The organism is Streptomyces mayonensis, assembly GCF_018982965.1.
Lineage (GTDB): Bacteria > Actinomycetota > Actinomycetes > Streptomycetales > Streptomycetaceae > Streptomyces > Streptomyces mayonensis.
Genome location: NZ_JACBYP010000147.1, coordinates 1 through 17,244, shown reverse-complemented (window position 1 = coordinate 17,244; position 17,244 = coordinate 1). Strand labels below are relative to the sequence as shown.

The window sequence follows — 17,244 nt, the reverse complement described above, 5'->3', positions numbered from 1 at the left end:
CCTACAACACCCACCCCACCCTGCACACCCTCGACTGGCCAACCCTGGCCCACGACTACGAACTCCACCCACTCCTCCCGCCCCACACGAACGGCCCCCGACCGTAAAGCCTGGTCAGGGGCCGTCAAACACTGCGGTGGGTGTGGGATTTGAACCCACGGTGACTTGCGCCACGACGGTTTTCAAGACCTTTCGGGGGCCGGGCACCGTACCCGCTCCCGTGCAGGTCAGGCGAGCGAAACCGCTCTTCCACCGTCGCGGCCTCGCTCACCGTGCCCCCTTCGTGCCCCAACTCCCGTGTCGGGGGTCGCAGGCAATGCTCAGCCGTGCCGCCAGATGCCGAACGGTCAGTTCAAGGTAATGGGGAGCCTCTGCAACGCGGAGAGCCAACGCCTCTTATATACCAAAGTGGCGGCGATCATAGCGGCAGCGCCAATCGCCGCCACCTCAGCTCCATCCGAAAGGCCAAAACGCCCAATTCCAACGACTGCCGCCAGCCATAAAATAGCAAACGATAAACCCCGGAACGGCTCATAGTCTCGAACCGGACCCAGAGAACTAGCATTAGGGTGAACAACATCCCGCTCATCCAAGAGCCTGCAAACATCTCCCATCAAATACCGGTCGGCGATATCGATAAGCAATTTCGCTAGCCCAGGCACTGCGTTACTCAAAACACCCCCCGTGAGAACATCAGATTCCGCCGCACGAAGACGGGCCGCCACATCCCTCCCATGCGATCGCGACATCTTACGGATAGGAGATCGACGCCCCAGCACTCCACTAGTATTATGCGCCCGCAAAACGTTCCTTTCAACTACCACCAACCTTTCACTTAGATTACGTAGAGCATCAGGACGATCAAAGTCGTTTGCATTGTATGCATTAGCGCATGCACGAATAGCCTCTGCTACAGATGCAACCAACCCGTAGCGACGACGCACCACAGCAGACCGAAATTGAACACCAACAACATTTCGCCCGCTCAAGGCAGCCAGCACGATAACAAAGGGCCAGCCCAGCAAAAGAAACAAGACAACAAAACCCACCCAGACCATAAGAATGCCAGCTACGAAATTGCAGAGCATGCTAGTGATCTCAACATCACTAGCAGCAGTGACGCGTGACGCAACATCAGTCACGATACTTACACCATAGCCGGTTCCTCGCCCGCGCTGCATGACACCGCTACCCACCTCCCAAAGAATTCGACCAACTCTCGGCACCCATACGAGCGAACCAAGCAAGCCAAAAATAATCCAGTTAGCACGATAATTGTGCTGGGAAGTCCGCAGGAAAAGTGCGCGAAAAATTCGCCCGTTACCGACATGGCTAATACCGAGCTGGCCACAGGCCCCCCTCAGCATGTCCACCTCCTTCTCGGCTACCCGAAGAAGGTGAGACGACGTCAGCGTGGAGCCAGCGCTACCGCCGTGCGGGTTCAACATGGCGCGGACAATAAAGGGTGACTCGCCTGCGAGCGCATGCCTCGGCAGGCGAACGAGAACCCACACTTGAAGCGAAATGATCACCTCGCGCATAAAGTCGCGCGATGTTGGCCATAACTTTGCGACGCTCAGTACGACTCCGAAGATGACCCAAAATTTCAACGTAAGACGAATCAGTTCCACTAGATCCGACTGCACATCATCCATGCATCAAGTCTTGCCGATATCCCGCACCCCTGTGCACACTTCGGAAAAAAGCCTCGCCATCTACTCCATGCACTTGGGCATCAGTCCACTCTTCGATCATCAAAGATAAGGATCTTACAATCACATCATCGCATCATGAGGAAGTGAGCACTACACACAAGCTGAACAACGGGCGCTTGTTGGGGAGTCAAATGGTGCGGCGTCACCTGCTTATGGAACGAGCACGAGGACGCCGCACCTAGTTGACCCCAGATACCCGAAAACCGCTGGCTTTCTAAGCAGGAACTGTGTTCACTTGTCATCACCGTCGTGCCCGCTAAGCCATGTATCCGCCGCTACAGCCACTTGACCATCGCGGCCAGCCACAGGCCGGGCGTAGTGCCGGGTAGTGACGCTCGCGTTCGAGTGGCCGAGCCGATGCGCAGCGGTCATCACTCCGTACCGGTCGGCGACCCAGGTGCCGTGCGAGGCGCGGAGATCATGCGGGGTGACGTCAGTCAGCCCGGCAACAGCCACGGCAGGATCGAAGTACCCCTTGGGCCACTGGTTGTAGCGCAGGGGCTTACCGCCGGGGGTCGTGAAGAGAAGCGCGTCATCCCCTCCGGGCAGCGATTCCAGGTGCCGGCCGAGCCGCTCGGCGAGGGACGGACCCACGCGGAGCAATCGCTTCTGGTGCGACTTGGGAGTGTCGAAGACAAGGGTGCCGTTCGCCTCGGCCAGGTTCTCGTCAACCAGGACGAAGCCCCCGGACACATCGATGTCCACGCGCCGCAGGGCGAACGCCTCACCCACCCGAAGCCCCGCGTACGCGAGAAGCGCGATCAGCAGGTCATGCGGCTTGGTCGCACCGTTGACGATCCGCGACGCTTCCAGCGGCGTGAGGATGTGCGGCTCCGTCTGCGGCATCCGAGGCAGCCTCACGCCCCTGCACGGTGTCTGCGGGATCATGTCGTTGTCGACGGCAGAACGCATGATCTGCGACAGCACCCGGTACGCCTGCCGGATGCGCGAGGCGCTGAGCCCCTTGGTCCGCATCGCACCCACCCACTCGGTGACCGTGATGGGCCGAAGGCTGGCAAGTTCGCGATCACCAAGTGCCGGATTGATCAGCGAGTTGATCAGCGACCGGTACGACGCCTGGGTTTTGTGCTTGAGCTGAGGCGACACGGCCGCGAGCCAGCGAGCCGCCCAGTCGCGAACGGTCGTCCGCCCCTCGGCCGGGTCGAGCCAGCGCCCCTCTTCGATCTCGATGCGCTTCCGCATGAGCCAGCGGTCCGCGTCCGTGGTCGTGGCGAACGTCCGGTCCGCAGGGCGCAGCACACCGTCAGGCCCCGGATAGCGAGCTTGGAACCGGCCGGACGGCAGCTTACGGATACGGCCGAAGCCCCGGCGGGACTTGCGCTTGCCAGCCATCAGGCAGCCCTCCTGAGTCCCGTGGGCCGCAGGAGGATCGGTTCTACGGTGTTGGCGCTCACGTACGCCTCTACGGCGGTCTCAGGGATACGGACGTGCCGGCCGACCTTCACGAAGGTGATGCGGCGCTCCTCGATCAGGCGTCGAGGAAAGCGGACCCCCGTACCGAGGCGTTCGGCGACCTGGTCCACGGTGAGGAGCCGGTCCACAGTCACCACTCCCCCTCGTCTGAGGCCAGTCCGGCCAACGCGTCGCGGGCAGTCTCACGATTGGTCTGGAGCCCGCGCGCGATGGTGCCGGCGAGGACGGATTCACCCGGGCTGTGGCCGTGTCCGGCGTACTGCCAGTCGGTGAGGACGAGGACGGTGTCCGGCTCGCGGTTGTCTAGGGCGAGGGCGGTGTGTTCCTGGGCGGCGCGGTAGTCGGCGCGTGTCTGGCGGAGGGCTCCGAGGGTGGTGGAGTAGCGGCGGGACTTGGAGGAGAAGTGGCCGCGGAAGCCGAGCATGTGGGCCCAGGCCCAGAGGCGCCGGTCCGGGTAGAGGCGGTCCAGGTCGCGGCATGCGGTGATGAGTCGGCGGGTGTGGTCCGGGACCTGGTGGCGGTCGAGTTCCGCGAGTTCGCCGATACGGCGGTCAAGGGTGCCGGTGTTCTCGGCGGCTTTGGTGGAGTACTTGGCGACGTAGGAAGCGACGGCCTGCTCTGTGATGTCGGAGCCGTCACCGAAGGCCTTCACCGGGCGGACGTCGAGCTGTGTGCCCCAGTGGAAGGACCGGGCCGGTTCGTCCCCGGCGGCCGGGACGGAGACGGACGTGTAGGAGTGCGCCGCAGCGGCGTGGATGGCGTCGGCGAGGAGGCCGACCGTCGCCCAGGCGGGCGGAGGCGTTCCGGGTCCGTCCGGCCCGTCGAGCCGGATCACCGCGTGGAAGTGCAGGGCACCGCGCTTCTGGAATTCGGCGACCTTGCCGTACGAGACACGAACGTGGTCGGCGAGTTCTCGGCGGGTTAGACCGGCGTGGACGGCAAGTTCGCGGCGCATGCGGGTGGTGAAGCGCTGCCAGAGCTGCCCGGCGTGGTTGTTGAACAGGACGGCACCCGCGTAGTCGTACGTCGCCGGATCGAGGGCGGTCCCCAGTTCCGTGGCATCCGGGGCGTGCTGGGTACCGCAGCGGCAAGTGCCGTGGTCGGGCCGGTTGTGGACGCGGCCGAAGGAGGGGGCGGTGAGGGTGGCGAAGACGCGCGGGTGGTCGCGGACGGTGGTGGGGATGTCGCGGCGGTCGTCTCCGGCGAGTCCGGCGCGGATGAGGTGGTAGGTGTCTCCGGCGTAGGTCCAGGCGCAGGAGGGGCAGCGGGAGGCGCGGCGGTTGCCGCAGGCGAGGCGGAGGCGTCCGCCGGGTTCGACGGCGGTGGTGTAGTGGTGCAGGGTTTCGCCGGTGGTCTTGTCCTTGTGGAGGGTCCAGCCGGTGAGGTGTATGGGGTCGGAGCAGCCGCCGGTGCGGCGGATCTGGTCCTCCCATCGGGTGTAGTCGGGGGCCGAGGCGACGCGGAGGAGGTCGCCGAGGGTGATCGGGTCGAGCAGCGGGGCGTGCGCGGTCGGGGCGCGGTGCGCCATGCTGGGTGCTTCCTTCCGGTTGTGAGATCGGTTGGGGACGGCGCCCGGGCGGCGGATGCTTGGCGGTATCGAGGCCGCCCGGGTGCCGGTCAGCGACGCTTGGCGTCGGCCTGGATGAGGGAGCGGATCACCAGGGCGCAGACGGCGATCGAGGCGCCTGTGATGGCGACGGCCAGGAGCAGCGAGACGAGCACGGCGCCGACGACCAGGACGACGGCCGTTCCGCCGCCAACGAGGGCGAGGGCGGTGCCGGGGGTGAGCTGCACCGTGGGCCGGGTCGGCGCGGGAGCGACCGGAGCAGGATGCGGGACCTGTGCACTCGGCACGACGGCGGTCGGCTCGACGACCACGGGCGGCGTGAGGTGGCCGGCGGGCGTGGGGTTGGTCGGGATCTTCGGGCGGAGCATCGGTGTTCTCCCTTCGGGTGGTGCTACTTGACGAAGCCGTTGACGACGGGGGCCAGCACGCTGTCGGCGATGAGGAAGCCGCCGAGGAGGAGTACGGCGATGAGCCACCAGGGCGGGCGGATGAGCTTGACGCCGAGGTAGCCGACAGCGAGGAGCGCGAGCCAGAGCGGGACGTCCATCGGGTGGCCTCCTAGCTGACGCGGCAGCGGTGGGTGCGGGCGGCGAGCTGTGCGGCGGACTGGCTGGAGTAGTCGGCGGACCAGCCGCAGCGGTCGTTGGTGCACACGGCGGCGTGTTTGATCTGGCCTCGGCGGTCGCGGTGGGTGCCGATCTGCACGGGGCCGATCCGCATGACGGAGTGGAAGAAATCGCGGGCGGGCATGTCAGTTGATCTCCTAACGTGTCGCGGTCATGTCACCCGAGCTGTGCAGCGATGGCTTCGGCGAGGTGAGGTGGAACGCCGAGGCGGGCGCGGAGGGTATCGGTGTCGATCCGGACACCAGTGCGCGTGTGGTGGTCGTCGGCGACTTTGCGGGCGTGGTCGACCAGCGCGGCCGGGACCGGCACAGCCGCAAACAGAGCAGGGGCTTCCTCGGCCTGCGGGACGGCGGGAGGTTCGGGTGCCGGGCCCGGCTCAGCAGCGGCCGCTTCGGGCACCGGCTCCGGAGCCCGGTCAGAGGATGTCGGCGGAGCCGGGGCCGAGTCCGCGGGCGAGTGGGCGAGGAGGGTTCCGCCCATGAAGGCCAGGGCGGGCCACGCCGCGACGAGGATGCGCAGCCAAGGCGGGACGTCGCCCAGGTCGAGAAGCCCGGCGGTAGCAACGTTGGCACCGAGCGAGGCCACCAGGGCGATGACGAACCAGCACCAGGCCAACCGGGACGGCCCGTCAGCACGCAGCCGTCGCCAGGCGGCGACCAGGAGCAGGTCGACCGAGACCGGGTAGGCCCAGGCCTTCCAGCCGGTCTGTCCGGCAGCGGCGGCTAGGTCGTGGAGGTGGGCGAAGGACAGCGCCCCAGCGATGACGGCCTGAACGAGTACGGCGTCGATACGGAGAGCGGGGCGAGCCATCACGGCTCCTTCCTGTGATCAGGCATGTCGGGGGTAGGGGCCCGGCGCGAAGGACGGTCGCGCCGACCGTGGGCGGGGAGGGGTCAGGCGGTGGCCGGGGCTGTCTTGGACAGCGGCACACGGGCCGAGGGCAGCGAAGCGACCGCAGGCCGGAAAGGCGCGAGGGCGGGCAGCTCGGGGGTGCGGTCGGCGTGCTTGTTGCAGACGTTCACGGCCTGGCGCAGCGTGGTGTGCGGGGCGCGGATGCGGTGCCAGCCGCCGGTGGAGTCCCCGGCGATGGCGATTCCGCGTGTCTCGGCGGGGATCTGGATGGCGGCGAGGACGGCGTCCGGGGCGATGTCGCCGAAGGCCATGTTCGCGGATGTCTCGTCGTTGACGCGGTGGGCGGTGCGGCCAGTGAGCTGGGCGCGGAGCATGGTGATGCCCTTGCCGAGTTCGGAGCCGAAGCGCTGCCCGCAGATCTCCAGGTAGACGCCGGCCGCGCGGCCGAGCTGGGCAAGGCGGACCAGGGCGGTGATGATCCGGTCCCGGCGCTTCTCTTCCTCCTTGCTGGCGAAGAGCGCGAGTTCGGCGACCTCGTCGACCAGGACGACGACCGGCACCGGCCGCAGGTCCTCGGGCAGGTCCCAGATGTCGGCGGCGATCTCCACATCCGGCACGGCGACGCTGATCCGCTGCTCGGCGCGGATGAGCTGGTACACGTCCTGCATGTGGGACACCAGCGCCTCCAGCAGCTCCAGCGCCGTATCTGGGTTGTCGGCGAGCGCGGAGAACCGGCGGGCCAGCGGGAACAGCTCGACCCCTTGCTGCAGTCGATGCCGACCAGCGCGACATGGTGCGGGGCGAGCCCGGCGACGAGGTTGCGCTGATAGACGGACTTGCCGGACTCCGTAGCGCCGAGGGTCAGACCGTGCGGGACGGTGCGGTAGTCGCGGTAGTGCACCGAGCCGTCCTCCCGCAGCGCGACCGGCACGCACATCGGCCGGGTGTCGGTCTTGGCCGGCATCTGCACCCGCTTGAGCACGTCGTAGCCGGTCATCCGGATCTCGACCACACCGGAGCGCAGCTCACGGGAGGTGACGCCGTACATCCCGAAGGAGTGGCGCAGCCGGTCCGAGGCGGCGGCGACGTCGAAGGCGTCCTGTCCCGGGCGGAGTTTGAGCCGCAGGACCAGGCCGGTGTGGGTGGGGCGCAGCCGCAGGATGCGCGGAGCGCGGGACTCCGGTGCCGGGCGGTTGGCCATCCGGGCCAGCATGAGGCGCCAGCGCGAGGGCGGGACCGTCAGCCCGCAGGCCTCCATGACGGAGGCGTAGCGGACCAGGACGCGCACGACAGCGAAGGTGACCCCGAAGGTCATCCAGTACCAGGCGGGACGCCGCCACCGCAGGAGACCCGCAGCGGCGACGACCACCAGCAGTAAGACCGTCGGCCACGTCATGGCTCAGGCCGCCTTCGAGCCCGTGCCCGTGGTGGCCAGCGAGGTGGCGGCGACCGCGCGGAAGGCGATGCCGTGCCGCTTCTGGCCGTTGAACTCGTTCTCCCACGGCCGGGCGACCAGCCCCGTGAGCGCGGCCGGGGTGCCCATGGTCAGGTCACCGGAGATACCGGTCTCCGGGACGGTGACAGACAGGATCTCGACTTCGTCGTTGGCCGCGAACATCACGTCCACGGTCATCAGCTTCGCGCCGGTCTCGGCGTCGGTGGCGATCTCGCCGGTACGGCGGTCACGCACCTTGGGCTGCGGGGTCTTGGCAACCATCACGGTCGCGGCGGAGGTGTCGACGGGGATCTGACGCACGGCAGAACACTCCTCTATAGGTGCTGGTCTCCGTCACTCATGTACATGAGTGACATGAAGAAGAGTGCATCACTCCTGTACATGAGTCAACCCGCCGCGACACCGAAGTCACGACGGGTTGCGAGAAGTTGAGCGGGCGTCAGTCGTCAGCCGGGATCCGGTACTCGAAAACGAACTGGTCAGCAGCCATGAGCGTGTCGCAGACCTCCGCCACGACCCCGGCGGTCGTACGGGCCTCCCGGATCAGATGAACCACCGGCGCACCCGGACTCAGCGCCAGCTCGGAGGCTTCCGCCTTCGAGGCCGGCCGCGCTTGCAGCGTCTCGACGAACTCCGCGAACTCATGCCCGTGGTCTTCGAGTCGGGCGTAGATGCCACCGCCGCCGGGGTTCTCGGCGAACAGCTCGGGGATGTCCTTGACGACGTCCCACGGGAGGTAGGAGGAGGCGGTCTCGACCGGGGTGCCGTTGCGGAAGTAGAGACGCCGCCGGGCGAGCACCTGAGTGCCGGCGGGGACGCCGAGCCGCCTGGCGGCGTCCGCGGGAGCCTCCATCGGGCCGATGTAGAGGACGCTCACCTTGGCCGTGGCGCCGGACTGCGCAGACTCCGCGAGGTACGCGGCCTTGCCGCCCTGGCGGAGCGAGCGCCGGAAGCGGTCGGAGGAACGGTGCCGTACCGGCGGCCGGTCCTTCACGATCGAGCCCTTGCCGTGCCGTGTCTCGACGAGCCCGCTCGCCCGCACCTCGACCATGGCCTTGCGGATCGTGCCGCCGGACACGCCGTAGCGATCCACCAGCTCCGATTCACTCGGCACCATGTCACCGGGCTTGAGCACACCCGCCCGGATCTGCTGCACGATCTCGTCCGCGATCTGCACGTACCGAGGCCCGGACCTGCCCCCCTCTACCGCAGTTCCCATAGTCCTTCTCTGCCTCCTATGCTCCTGTACATGAGTCAACCACAGGAAGCAACGTCGACGCCCCTGCACTCCGTATCAGTAGCCGGGGTAGTGGTGCGAGAAGACGGGCGCCTCCTGGCGATCCGCCGAGCCGACAACGGCACTTGGGAACTCCCCGGCGGCGTACTCGAACTCAACGAGACCCCGGAGGCCGGCGTCGCCCGCGAAGTCTGGGAAGAGACGGGCATCCACGTCGAGGTGGACGAACTCACCGGCGTCTACAAGAACACGACCCGAGGCATCGTCGCCCTGGTCTTCCGCTGCAAGCCCTCCGGCGGCAACGAACGCACCTCAAGCGAGTCAACAGCCGTCTCCTGGCTCACACCCAACGAGGTCAGCGATCGCATGTCAGAGGTCTACGCGATCAGGCTCCTGGACGCCCTAGATGGGGCTGGCCCCCACGTACGAAGCCACGACGGCAAGCACCTCATCCCAGCGGGATAAGACTTTCCCTACTTCATCAAGGCCCGCGCACGGCGCGGGCGCGCGCCGCCTGAACGGCGCGGCCCGCCTCCTGTCTTCGCCCCGGCTGGCCGCGCCCGGCGGCGCGCTCGGCGGCTGCGGGCATGAAGCAGGGAGACACCCTCTGTGGCTGGGGCGGTCGGCTCCACGGCTTTAGGCAGCCACTTTGGGGCGAGCCTCTAAGATCTTGGCCCCAACGTCGTGCTTTAACGGGCAGGTCCAGAGACTGCCCGACTCGCCATCAGCTTACGAGGCCAAGATCACTCGCCCCAAAGCAGCTCCAGCCCAAAGCCGCTCCACCGACCTAACGTGAGCGGTTGCCCGGTACCACTACGCCAGGTCACTCTCGACAATCTGGACCCAATTAGCCCGATCACGTCCCTCCGCATCAACGATAGGGATAAAGCGAACCACTCTACCTGCAAGATCACCCAAGTGGCTTTCTTGGCGGCCCTGTACGGCTGATTCATGAAAAAAAACATTTCCAGGAAAACGCGGATGCGAGATAAAGCCATAGCTGTCTAGCCACGACTTCACAACTCCCTCAGCGATTTCATCGCGGTGAGACTCAGGGGTTTCAGGACCGGATTCGTCTTCCGGGCGAGCATACTCCAAAATTTTCTCACACAAATCCTGGATTTCCGCATTGTCGGACGTACGCTTAAGTTTAACTATGTGACCTGGAAAATGCCGCCAGCTTCGACACGCTTCGAAGGCAAAGAGTTGAGTGCTAACTCGCCTAGCCATACGCACCGTGGACTGATCCCTGGCCGAACCATCCACACCGGGCGACACAATGCAACGAATGTATTGAGAGAAGCTCTCCAAAACTGCATCGAATAGACGCAGATCAGAGACGCCGCCGCGGATTTCTTGATCACCGATAGAAAATCCTGCCTGTGCCTTTTCTGCAGCTTCTAGTGCTCGGTGCTCGTTATCCAGGAGATACTCAGACCATCGGCGCCACGAGTCCACCAATGCCGTGAGTGTAATCAACTTAATTCGGCCTTCAGCGCGTTCCAAAGCCCACTCAAGCAACGCTTGACCCTCGCTGAACTCGAGCATCCAAATTAGGTAGGACCCTAGAGTTTGAGCTGTTTCGGCACTGTTGAAATACTTGTGAGCGACCCGCGCATAATCTGCTGCACTTTGCACTTCATGCGCTTTCCTGGCGAGGTGCCCCGCAAAGAAATACGCGGTTACGGCTTCGGCAAGGATGTCCTCGCTGAGTCTAGACTTTCGCAGGGCAGCCAGGTACGCAGAAGACGCCCCTTCAACGTTCCCTTGGGCAGAAAGGATAAAACCCTGGACCCGGTCGACTTCCCAAAAGTCAGGACTCACGGATCTGGCCTTCTCAACTAGACCAATACTCTGCGAGAACTTACCCTCCTTCGATTCCGAAAGCGCCCTCCTCAGAAGGTGCGCAACCGGTTCATCATCGCTTGTCCGGGTACGGACCACATTAGGCGCTAGCTTACGCGCCTTCTCGTCATTCCGCCGCCGCTCAGCTGAGCGTCTAAATTCCTGCTCTTTTTCAAGGATCACATTTACAGCGGCGGCGTTAGGCGGACTCACGCGCCTCAGAAATGATTTAGCTGCCTCCGTCAAACTCACTCTTGAAACAAGTGAGCCGTCTGCATCGTTGTCAAGACGGACCAGAGAGCCATTCAAGAGCTCGTGGATAGACCTGCGCAGTGAATCTACTGACGCCTCCGAAAGGATGGCGAGTTCGTCAAATGTAGCGTCCCTTTCGAGGGCGTATAGCGTCAGTAGAACACTTTGAGTGTCAGGTGTCACACTTTCGTAGACTGACCTGACACAGAAGTCCAGCAGTGCCTCTTGGTTAGCGAGCGCAAGGTTTGGTTGTTCTCCCGCCTCTACCGAAAGGATGTACCAGCGCACGGCAAGCGGGCTGTACCTGAGCCTTTTGACAACTTCTTTCACTGTATCCGGCGCAAGACGCACCAATCGCGCAATGTCCCTAGACCGAGCAAAATGACGAAAAAGGCTTGATGCATCCTTTTCCTTCAGAGGTCCTAGAGGGATGCGACGTTCGAACTGCCCAACACCTATGCGACTAGTAAAGAGGTAATTTACAGTGTCTGGGAGCCTCTCATAGAGCGCAATTACCTCCTCTCCGTCAACCGTCTCAAGGTTATCGATGATGAGGAGAGTTTCAATTCCTTCCAAAGCTTCAGCCAGCTCATTGATGCCGCCGCGAAAATCGGTATCGAACGCCTGGCCCAGCCTTGTAGCGGCTCCCGTGATGTCTCGAATCGAGTTCACTATGCCGACGACGCCCGAAGCTGTTAGCCTTTCCGTTTTAAGCGATACCCAAAGAATGCATTCGTATGGCGAATCAGTGTCGTCCACCAACATATAGGCCACCTCAAGCGCAGTGGCCGTCTTTCCAATCCCCCCTTCACCCGTGATCGTCAGCATTGACTCTCGTCGCTTGACCAAGTGCGCAACGATCTTCTTGCAGTCCTCTGATCGCCCAATTAGCCCCGTCTCGTCGTACTCTGGCAGGGGAAGATTGTGAAGAATCCTATCGGAGCGACGGCCTTGATTTTCAAAGGCAGGTTCCCACGTTGGATCTGCGTCCAAGTGGTCCAGCACTCCCTTAAGAGTGCTCCAGTAGCGAGTCTGAAAATTCCTACATGCGCTAACCGCAGATTCCGGGTCGCCGGCTTGTAGAGGGCGCCCATGCATTACTCGATTCCTAATAGGAACAAGCGAGTCCATCAGAGGCGTATTTTCCCGGAGTTCTCGACCAAGATCTGCCGGAAGTGAATCACGATGCCTGTTGAGCACATCATAGGATTCACGCATGTCCAGATACTGGATCGCACTGACGGAAGATTCACCGATCGCTTCAGAATCGCGTTTAAGATTGGCTTTCTCGTAATTGGGCCCCAGTGCGGTCTCTTCGTCCAAGTGATCGAGCACATATCGGATCAGTAGATTACGAACATCTGCCTCAAATGAATCTACTAGGACATAGAGACGCGAACGCGTCATTCGAGTGTGCGGAATCACTTATCCCCCAGACCAGTCGCTCCCCTTCCGATATTGCCACTAGCCAACGCTTATGTCACTGGAACGTACGAAAACTTGCCACGAAACAGTGCGAACCCATACCCTTTCTGTGGGTAAAAATGCTAAATATCCGCTTTGCGACCTGTTTATGGCAAGTGTAGTGCATTGCCCCGAGTCGCCCTGCGCCAGCCGTCGTCCACCGACAACGGGAAGCCCACGACGTCGAAATGCCTCGCCATGGGCTTCTTCTGTCCCGCTGGTCAGCAGAGCCGGTGATCAGTGAGCGGCCTTACCCTGCGACTGTTGAACAGTGCACTGTCACAGACAACACCTTGGATGACGGCTCCCATCACGAGGGTGCGCTTATGGTCGGGATCTGCTGCGGCTGGTTGCGACCCGGAGTACGTCTCGCAAGGCCCCCGTCACTTTCGACAGCATGAGGCGCAGGTCTTCGGGGCCAGCCTCCCGGTCTCCGAGTACCACCGCGACTTGCTCCACGAGTTCAGTCGCCATCCCGAGCTGCACCGCCTCCATGTTGTCCGCCAGGCGGGACATGTGGCCGCCGCTGTCATCGGTGCTCAGGTAGCAGGGCTTGCCGTCCGGGCCCGACCACGGGAGGAGTCGTAGTTCGTTGTGCGGCGTCATCTGTGCGCCTGCCCTTCTTCGATCACGTGGTGGGTGCTGAAGACTGCGTCGACGCGGTCCCCAGGGAACACGAGCAGAGCCGCTTCAATGACTCGCCCGGTGTTGTCTGCCGCAACGCGAGTGATTGCCAGGACAGCCAAGGCTGCGCTGATCCGCAGGGTTGACGCCTCATCCGACGTTGGGAGTCGGGCAGACACCGTCTCGTGGACCTCGGCCGGTGGTGGGTCCGGCACAGCGAAACTGGCCTCCGCCCACGCTCCTGAGGACCGGTTGCCAAGCGCCTTCGGTGTCAGGGCTCGCGGTACGTAGACGCGGGCCAGGCTGTGTGGGGACTCTCCCTCGTAGCTGAGTCGGAGGATCTCGGTCAGTGGGCTTCCGTCATCCACCTTCAGAAGCGCTGTGAGGTGCCCCCGCGCGGTCAGTGCCGTAGTGCGGACTGTCACGCGCAGGTCCACGTCTGCGGCAGTCCGAGGGTCCAGCGTGCCCCAGCCACCGACGTACGTGATCTTGCGCAGCGGGCGGCGGACGAAGTTGCCCTTGCCGTGGATCTTCTCGACCAGGCCCTCTCCCTGGAGCACGGCGAGGGCGCTTCGTAGTGTGGCCGTGCTGACCTTGTATCGGTCGGCCAGGGCGGACTCAGACGGGAGCCGGTCACCGGGCCCGAGGCGGCCGGTCGTGATCTGGCGTCTCAGGTCGTCAGCGATGATGAGGCGGCGAGACGTCATGGACTGTGTCACCGCCTTCTCGTCATCCGCACGGCAACGAGCCGGGTCCGCCCGTTTATGGTCAGCAGTTCCCCCGACTCGAACAGGAGTTGCTTCGCGCCTTGGGGCAGTTGGAAGAGGTCGCTCACCCGGCATGCCCGGCCGCCGACTTGGATGATGTCGCCCCGTAAAACGGTGGCGGCCGTGATCTCGACGTTGGATGCCAGCGCACCCCCGGGGGCCCAGTGGCTCACCGCTTCACCGCCGGTCGCGTGGAGTGGTCCGGCGCGGGGTGGCAGGGGCAGGCGCACGTCTCGTAGATCACCGGCAGGTCGACCGGCGCAGGAGATGGCGACGCTTCTGCGCAGGCTCCATGAGTGCCGATCCGGCATGCAGTCGACCGGTAGGCGGCCGCCGCGGTTTCCGATACGTCGAGGCGTTGACGAGGGGGCATTAGCGAGCACCTGCCAGGGCCGAGAGTGCCTCAGCCGACAGTCGTGGCGCCACGACCACCGAGCGCTGGCGTACACGCTGGCGCTCCCAGGCCAGCACGTACGGGCGGACGAGCGCGTTGTCCTCGCCCAGGAGCAGGTGAAGGCGGTCGGCGGTGTCCGGCATCCATTCCGGGACGGTCGGCGGTTCTACGGCGAGTGCGGGAGGCGTCGCCACAGCTGTACGGGACGGCGTTAAGGCTCGGCGGTGCCTGCCCTTGGGGAAGTACCGCGCTCTGGCGAGCGAAACGGCACGGCGGATACGGTTGAGCACGCTGCTCAGCTCCTATCGCTGATAGCTCGGTCCCCCGACATCGCCCGTCGTGGGGGCCGCTTTGCGTACGACCGCCCAAAGGGTGCGGCCGTTCAAGCTGGTGGCGTGAAGCCCGAATCGATCGGCCTCCGCCACGACTTCCAGGACCTCCCGCCATGACTCGGCGGAGAGCGACTCCGGTACCTCCGCCTCGACCGACATGCACCGGTCGTGCTCCTCCACGCGTGTGTTGAGCCCGACCGCCGATAACCGGGCAGCGATGGCCTCCGCTCTCACTCGCGAAGCGGGCACAGGGAAGCCTCCGTCACTCGGCGATCACTTTGAGTGAAGCTAGTTAACTAGATTAGAGCTAGTGGACTAGATTTTCCATATGCCTGAGCAGCCGCCCTATCTCCGCATCGCCGACGAGCTACGGCAGCGGATCGCGGAGCACGTGTGGGAACCGGGGGACCGGCTTCCCTCCCGCGCGCAGATCGGCCAGGAGTGCGGCGTGGGCGAGAACGTCGTCCGCAGGGCTCAGGAGCTGCTGATCTCGCAAGGCGTGCTGGAGGGCCGAGCCGGTTCGGGCACCTACGTCGCCGAGCCCCGGCAACGTGTGCGTGTGGTGCGGTCGTCGGCGCGTGAGCAGCCTGAAGGGTCGCCGTTCCGGGCGGACATGAAGGCCGTTGGCAGGCAGGGCGACTGGGAGAGCAGGACCGACGCGAAGGTGCCGGCCCCGGCGGAGATCGCCGCCCGACTCGGGATCGCCGAGGGCGAGCTGTGCGTGCGGACCGCGTACGAGTTCCTGGCCGACGGCAGGCCCGTGCAGCTGTCGACCAGTTGGGAGCCGTACGACCTCACCGCCGGCACTCTCGTCGTCCTCCCCGAAGGAGGACCGCACGCCGGTGCAGGCGTCGTGAATCGGATGGCCGCCATCGGGATCACCGTCAGCCATGCCGTCGAGCAGCCCGAGCCCAGGCAGGCGACCGCCGAGGAGGCGTCATTCCTCGGGATTCAAAAGGCCGCGCTCGTCACGCACATCCGGCGGACGTACTACAGCGACCAGGGACGGCCCGTCGAGACGGCGGACATCGTGGTGCCTGCCGCGCACTGCGAGATCGTGTACGAGATTCCGATCAGCCGGGCGTAGGCGACCAGGTCGCAGGGCCCCTCATGGCGTGCCCCAGCCGTGCCCCTTCCGTGCCCGATCGGCCGGGGAATCGCGGGGAACGGCGGTCTTCGGCGGGTAGTGCACACGCCGACGGCCCCCGACCGTAATGCCTGGTCAGGGGCCGTCAAACACCGCGGTGGGTGTGGGATTTGAACCCACGGTGACTTGCGCCACGACGGTTTTCAAGACCGTTCCCTTAGGCCGCTCGGGCAACCCACCTCGCGCCGGTTGTGTTGTGCGGCGCGGGGACCAGGGTAGCGGGTCGGTCCTGGGGGTGCGGGGTCAGTCGTCGCCGAGCTTGGAGCCGAGGGTGAGTTCGGCGGTGTGCTGCTTGCCGCCGCGCTCGTAGGTGATCGTGACCTTGTCGCCGGGCGCGTGGGTCCAGATCTCGCCGATCAGGGTGGGGCCGCTGTCGATCACCCGGTCGTCCAGCTTGGTGATGACGTCGCCGGGCTTGAGGCCCGCGTCGGCGGCGGGACCGCCCGGTTCGACCGGCTCGGAGCCGCCCACACCCTGCTCGGTGAGCTTGGCGCCGTTCGTCGTCTCCTCCAGGGAGACGGAGGCGCCGATCTTCGCGTACACCGGCTTGCCCGTCTTGATCAGTTGCTTGGCGACGAACTGGGCCTGGTTGACGGGGATGGCGAAGCCCAGCCCGATGGAGCCCGCCTGGCCGGTGCCGAAGCCGCCGTTGCTCGTCGACTGGATCGCGGAGTTGATCCCGATCACGTTGCCCTGCGCGTCGAGGAGCGGGCCGCCGGAGTTGCCCGGGTTGATCGACGCGTCGGTCTGCAGGGCGCTCATGTACGACGCCCTGCTGTCCGCGCTGCCGTCGCTGGAGGCCACGGGGCGGTTCTTGGCGCTGATGATGCCGGTGGTCACCGTGTCGGACAGACCGAAGGGAGCACCGATGGCGATCGTCGAGTCGCCCACGGCGACCTTGTCGGAGTCGCCCAGGGGGAGGGGGGTCAGGTCCGACGGGGCGTTCGACAGCTTGATGACCGCCACGTCGTAGCCCTGGGCGTGGCCGACCACCTCGGCGTCGTACTTCTTGCCGTCGGGGAAGGTGGCGCTGAGCTTGCCCCCGTCGACCGCCTCGGCCACCACGTGGTTGTTGGTGACGATGTGCCCCTGCTTGTCGAAGACGAAGCCGGTGCCCGTACCGCCCTCGCCGTTGCTCCCCTCGGCCTGGATGGTGACCGTGCTGGGCAGCGCCTTCTGGGCCACCCCCGCAACGGTGCCCGCGTCGCGCTTGAGGGAGCCGCCGGTGTCGGAGGCCGAGACCGTCGTGGAGCCGGTCTCGTCGTTGTTCTTGGCCAGGGTGTAACCGAGTCCGCCGCCCAGGCCGCCCGCGACGAGCGCGGCGACCAGGATCCCGGCGACCAGACCGCCCCGGCCGCGGCCCGACTTCGGAGCGGGCGGCTGGTACGAGGCACCCCAGCCGCCGCCGGAGCCGCCTCCCGGACCGTCACCGAAGCCTCCACCGGTGCCGTCACCGTCACCGCCGCCGTAGGAAGGGGTGCCGGCCGGCGGCGGGGGCGGGGGCCAGGAGGGGTCGTGCGGCTGGTGTCCCT

19 protein-coding genes, 1 tRNA gene and 1 pseudogene are annotated in these 17,244 nt (G+C 65.1%); 2 read left to right on the top strand and 19 right to left on the bottom strand.

Features of this window, described 5'->3' with window-relative positions; all coding sequences use genetic code 11:
• Positions 1-347: 347 nt before the first annotated feature.
• The 11 genes and pseudogenes from HZS56_RS33900 to HZS56_RS33850 all read right to left on the bottom strand — a co-directional run bounded on the left by HZS56_RS33900 (position 348) and on the right by HZS56_RS33850 (position 8,869).
• Positions 348-1,655 carry a hypothetical protein gene (locus HZS56_RS33900; RefSeq protein WP_216724662.1) on the bottom strand — a complete coding sequence of 436 codons (1,308 nt, stop codon included), beginning with the start codon at positions 1,653-1,655 and terminating at the stop codon, positions 348-350.
• Positions 1,656-1,946: 291 nt separating this feature from the next.
• Positions 1,947-3,068 carry a tyrosine-type recombinase/integrase gene (locus HZS56_RS33895; protein WP_216724661.1) on the bottom strand — a complete coding sequence of 374 codons (1,122 nt, stop codon included), beginning with the start codon at positions 3,066-3,068 and terminating at the stop codon, positions 1,947-1,949.
• On the bottom strand, positions 3,068-3,286 hold the full coding sequence (locus HZS56_RS33890) for a helix-turn-helix domain-containing protein (protein ID WP_030403155.1): 219 nt from the start codon (positions 3,284-3,286) through the stop codon (positions 3,068-3,070). The genes HZS56_RS33895 and HZS56_RS33890 overlap by 1 nt, the downstream gene beginning before the upstream one ends.
• Positions 3,280-4,677: a replication initiator protein RepSA gene (gene repSA, locus HZS56_RS33885; protein WP_216724660.1), complete on the bottom strand. Its 1,398-nt coding sequence runs from the start codon at positions 4,675-4,677 to the stop codon at positions 3,280-3,282. The genes HZS56_RS33890 and repSA overlap by 7 nt, the downstream gene beginning before the upstream one ends.
• A gap of 89 nt (positions 4,678-4,766) precedes the next feature.
• Positions 4,767-5,084 (bottom strand): SpdD-like protein, encoded by a 318-nt coding sequence (locus tag HZS56_RS33880; protein WP_216724659.1) that lies wholly within the window; start codon positions 5,082-5,084, stop codon positions 4,767-4,769.
• 23 nt (positions 5,085-5,107) lie between these two features.
• Positions 5,108-5,263, bottom strand: coding sequence for a hypothetical protein (locus HZS56_RS33875; RefSeq protein ID WP_003950175.1), 156 nt, complete (start codon positions 5,261-5,263; stop codon positions 5,108-5,110).
• An 11-nt stretch (positions 5,264-5,274) separates the two neighbouring features.
• On the bottom strand, positions 5,275-5,466 hold the full coding sequence (locus tag HZS56_RS33870) for a mobile element transfer protein (protein WP_216724658.1): 192 nt from the start codon (positions 5,464-5,466) through the stop codon (positions 5,275-5,277).
• A gap of 32 nt (positions 5,467-5,498) precedes the next feature.
• The gene (locus tag HZS56_RS33865; protein WP_216724657.1) at positions 5,499-6,152 is read right to left on the bottom strand and encodes a DUF2637 domain-containing protein; all 654 of its coding nucleotides are present in this window, start codon (positions 6,150-6,152) and stop codon (positions 5,499-5,501) included.
• A gap of 83 nt (positions 6,153-6,235) precedes the next feature.
• Positions 6,236-7,590: pseudogene (locus tag HZS56_RS33860) on the bottom strand (FtsK/SpoIIIE domain-containing protein).
• 3 nt (positions 7,591-7,593) lie between these two features.
• On the bottom strand, positions 7,594-7,950 hold the full coding sequence (locus HZS56_RS33855) for an SCO3933 family regulatory protein (RefSeq protein ID WP_216724656.1): 357 nt from the start codon (positions 7,948-7,950) through the stop codon (positions 7,594-7,596).
• A 139-nt stretch (positions 7,951-8,089) separates the two neighbouring features.
• A complete protein-coding gene (locus tag HZS56_RS33850) occupies positions 8,090-8,869 on the bottom strand; it encodes a GntR family transcriptional regulator (protein ID WP_216724655.1) in 780 nt (259 codons plus the stop codon).
• Positions 8,870-8,887: 18 nt separating this feature from the next.
• Here HZS56_RS33850 and HZS56_RS33845 point away from each other — a divergent pair, with 18 nt between their 5' ends.
• Positions 8,888-9,352 carry an NUDIX hydrolase gene (locus HZS56_RS33845; RefSeq protein WP_216724654.1) on the top strand — a complete coding sequence of 155 codons (465 nt, stop codon included), beginning with the start codon at positions 8,888-8,890 and terminating at the stop codon, positions 9,350-9,352.
• A 348-nt stretch (positions 9,353-9,700) separates the two neighbouring features.
• Here the strand turns inward: HZS56_RS33845 and HZS56_RS33840 are convergent, their stop codons facing one another.
• The 6 genes from HZS56_RS33840 to HZS56_RS38600 all read right to left on the bottom strand — a co-directional run bounded on the left by HZS56_RS33840 (position 9,701) and on the right by HZS56_RS38600 (position 14,814).
• Positions 9,701-12,307 carry an NB-ARC domain-containing protein gene (locus tag HZS56_RS33840; RefSeq protein ID WP_216724653.1) on the bottom strand — a complete coding sequence of 869 codons (2,607 nt, stop codon included), beginning with the start codon at positions 12,305-12,307 and terminating at the stop codon, positions 9,701-9,703.
• Positions 12,308-12,772: 465 nt separating this feature from the next.
• Positions 12,773-13,054 carry a hypothetical protein gene (locus HZS56_RS38610; protein ID WP_253915340.1) on the bottom strand — a complete coding sequence of 94 codons (282 nt, stop codon included), beginning with the start codon at positions 13,052-13,054 and terminating at the stop codon, positions 12,773-12,775.
• Positions 13,051-13,779, bottom strand: a complete 729-nt coding sequence (locus HZS56_RS33835; RefSeq protein ID WP_216724663.1) for a GntR family transcriptional regulator — start codon at positions 13,777-13,779, stop codon at positions 13,051-13,053. Before HZS56_RS33835 ends, HZS56_RS38610 begins: the two co-directional genes overlap by 4 nt.
• Before the next feature lie 8 nt (positions 13,780-13,787).
• Positions 13,788-14,012: a hypothetical protein gene (locus tag HZS56_RS38605; RefSeq protein WP_308408224.1), complete on the bottom strand. Its 225-nt coding sequence runs from the start codon at positions 14,010-14,012 to the stop codon at positions 13,788-13,790.
• Positions 14,013-14,211: 199 nt separating this feature from the next.
• A complete protein-coding gene (locus HZS56_RS33830; RefSeq protein WP_253915339.1) occupies positions 14,212-14,427 on the bottom strand; it encodes a hypothetical protein in 216 nt (71 codons plus the stop codon).
• Positions 14,428-14,535: 108 nt separating this feature from the next.
• Positions 14,536-14,814 carry a hypothetical protein gene (locus tag HZS56_RS38600; protein ID WP_308408223.1) on the bottom strand — a complete coding sequence of 93 codons (279 nt, stop codon included), beginning with the start codon at positions 14,812-14,814 and terminating at the stop codon, positions 14,536-14,538.
• 79 nt (positions 14,815-14,893) lie between these two features.
• On the opposite strand from HZS56_RS38600, the gene HZS56_RS33825 reads away from it, so the two are divergent.
• The gene (locus HZS56_RS33825; protein WP_216724651.1) at positions 14,894-15,652 is read left to right on the top strand and encodes a GntR family transcriptional regulator; all 759 of its coding nucleotides are present in this window, start codon (positions 14,894-14,896) and stop codon (positions 15,650-15,652) included.
• A 155-nt stretch (positions 15,653-15,807) separates the two neighbouring features.
• On the opposite strand, the gene HZS56_RS33820 is transcribed toward HZS56_RS33825, so the two are convergent.
• Together HZS56_RS33820 and HZS56_RS33815 are read right to left on the bottom strand one after the other, a co-directional pair.
• A tRNA-Ser gene (locus HZS56_RS33820) sits at positions 15,808-15,892 on the bottom strand.
• A gap of 63 nt (positions 15,893-15,955) precedes the next feature.
• Positions 15,956-17,244, bottom strand: a 1,289-nt coding sequence (locus HZS56_RS33815) for a S1C family serine protease (protein WP_216724650.1), incomplete at its 5' end; no start/stop codon positions are given.

Coding starts and splice junctions, on each gene's coding strand:
- HZS56_RS33900 (WP_216724662.1), bottom strand. CDS start 1,655: ATGGATGATGTGCAGTCGGATCTAGTGGAACTGATTCGTCTTACGTTG.
- HZS56_RS33895 (WP_216724661.1), bottom strand. CDS start 3,068: ATGGCTGGCAAGCGCAAGTCCCGCCGGGGCTTCGGCCGTATCCGTAAG.
- repSA (WP_216724660.1), bottom strand. CDS start 4,677: ATGGCGCACCGCGCCCCGACCGCGCACGCCCCGCTGCTCGACCCGATC.
- HZS56_RS33880 (WP_216724659.1), bottom strand. CDS start 5,084: ATGCTCCGCCCGAAGATCCCGACCAACCCCACGCCCGCCGGCCACCTC.
- HZS56_RS33875 (WP_003950175.1), bottom strand. CDS start 5,263: ATGGACGTCCCGCTCTGGCTCGCGCTCCTCGCTGTCGGCTACCTCGGC.
- HZS56_RS33870 (WP_216724658.1), bottom strand. CDS start 5,466: ATGCCCGCCCGCGATTTCTTCCACTCCGTCATGCGGATCGGCCCCGTG.
- HZS56_RS33865 (WP_216724657.1), bottom strand. CDS start 6,152: ATGGCTCGCCCCGCTCTCCGTATCGACGCCGTACTCGTTCAGGCCGTC.
- HZS56_RS33850 (WP_216724655.1), bottom strand. CDS start 8,869: ATGGGAACTGCGGTAGAGGGGGGCAGGTCCGGGCCTCGGTACGTGCAG.
- HZS56_RS33845 (WP_216724654.1), top strand. CDS start 8,888: ATGCTCCTGTACATGAGTCAACCACAGGAAGCAACGTCGACGCCCCTG.
- HZS56_RS38610 (WP_253915340.1), bottom strand. CDS start 13,054: ATGACGCCGCACAACGAACTACGACTCCTCCCGTGGTCGGGCCCGGAC.
- HZS56_RS33835 (WP_216724663.1), bottom strand. CDS start 13,779: ATGACGTCTCGCCGCCTCATCATCGCTGACGACCTGAGACGCCAGATC.
- HZS56_RS33825 (WP_216724651.1), top strand. CDS start 14,894: ATGCCTGAGCAGCCGCCCTATCTCCGCATCGCCGACGAGCTACGGCAG.